Source organism: Gemmobacter nectariphilus DSM 15620, from assembly GCF_000429765.1.
GTDB classification, from domain to species: domain Bacteria; phylum Pseudomonadota; class Alphaproteobacteria; order Rhodobacterales; family Rhodobacteraceae; genus Wagnerdoeblera; species Wagnerdoeblera nectariphila.
In genome coordinates this window covers 1-1,450 of the sequence record NZ_AUCM01000054.1, presented here as the reverse complement: position 1 = coordinate 1,450, position 1,450 = coordinate 1, and the positions used below count along the sequence as shown (strand labels likewise).

Genomic DNA, 1,450 nt, shown 5'->3' with positions numbered 1-1,450 from the left:
CAGGCACGCCTTGGTCGCCGCGCTCCGGATCACGGGTCAACCATCGCCAGGTGACCTCGGCCATGATCGACAGCCGCGACTTTATCGCCGCCAAGCGCCGGGCCGACAACGAGGTGCTCTTGCCCGCCGGGCCGAAGATCGCTTTCTCGGGCGGAGATACCACCGATCACCGGCTGATCTGGGACAGGCTCGATCAGGTCCATGCCAAGCACCCCGACATGGTGCTCCTGCACGGAGGATCGCCGAAAGGGGCGGAACGCATCGCGGCCACTTGGGCCGACAACCGAAAGGTCGCGCAGGTCGCCTTCAAGCCGGACTGGACGAGACACGCCAAGGCCGCGCCCTTCAAGCGCAACGACCGGATGCTCGACACGATGCCGATCGGGGTCATCGTCTTCCCAGGAACGGGCATTCAGGAAAACCTCGCCGACAAGGCCCGCAAGATGGGCATCCCGGTCTACCGCCTCGCGGAGGGCAGCGCGTGAGCGCTGCACCGATTCGAAATGGCCGCGCAACTTCCTGCATACGTTACGGTGGGCGGTGAGCCGACATTCTCTGCCTGTGCGAACATGCCCTTGTCAGGACATGGAAGCGGACATTCCGCCAGGATCACCCCGCCCGGCCCGGCGCGACCTGCACGGAGGACGGCGTCCGGACATTCTCTGCGGGCGCGAACGAAAAAGCCCGTGCGCAGCAAGCCGACATTCAGAGGAGGCCGAACTCTGACACTTTACTGCACAGATTATCGCCATGCTTCAGTGTCCCAAGGAGGCTACAGTCGCCGAGATGGTCGAGGCCACCGTATGCTTGACCCCTACCGCCCACGGTTCGATCTCAGGTGACCTGAAGACGAAGCTGGGCCTGCACATCGCCGCCGAGAAGGTCGAGAGCAGTTCCACTCATAGAAGCTGGTCCGGTCCAGCCCCTGCTGACGACAGGCCGCGGCGACGTTGCCAAGCTCCTTCGCCAGTTACAGCACGCTCAGGCGGCTCTGCGCCAGCTTCGTGTCCGCGTCCCGTTTCTGCGGCGTCGCAGCGGTCGATTTGCGTCCCATGATCGAACGCTCCTATCCATGAATAGCACGGAAAGAAGGTTAAGTGGACACGTCATCCGTTCTTTCTCCACTGGCTCAAAGCTCGCCTTGAAGAGACCAACTGATACGACCGCTACTTCTGGAAATTTTTTGCCAGAAGTAACATGCTTCCTGAAGGGGAAGGCAAGAGGCAAGTAGTCCGATGACAGTGAAGATTGCAGTGCCTCGGATCGGAGGGAGGGCTGAGTTCGCTGTACGTCGAGCAGCTCTCTGAGCCGGAGGCTGGCCCGCCAGGGAGAAATCAGTGTCAGCTAAGGGTATGTTGAGCTACCCCCCGAAAATCGGACAGTGACGGAAGCTACGATCTGAGGCCTGCTGGTCTCCAAGAACGAGGAGATCAGAACATGTCGAAACGCA

At 61.3% G+C, this 1,450-nt stretch carries 1 protein-coding gene and 2 pseudogenes; 2 read left to right on the top strand and 1 reads right to left on the bottom strand.

What is annotated here, in order from left to right:
* Positions 1-485: DUF2493 domain-containing protein (locus G481_RS0118610; protein ID WP_028031323.1), on the top strand; the 485-nt coding region annotated here is incomplete at its 5' end.
* A gap of 265 nt (positions 486-750) precedes the next feature.
* Positions 751-837, top strand: a pseudogene (locus tag G481_RS26945) (hypothetical protein); the annotation flags it as partial.
* Between the two features lie 58 nt (positions 838-895).
* Here the strand turns inward: G481_RS26945 and G481_RS26145 are convergent.
* Positions 896-1,054: pseudogene (locus tag G481_RS26145) on the bottom strand (IS481 family transposase); the annotation flags it as partial.
* Positions 1,055-1,450 lie beyond the last annotated feature (396 nt).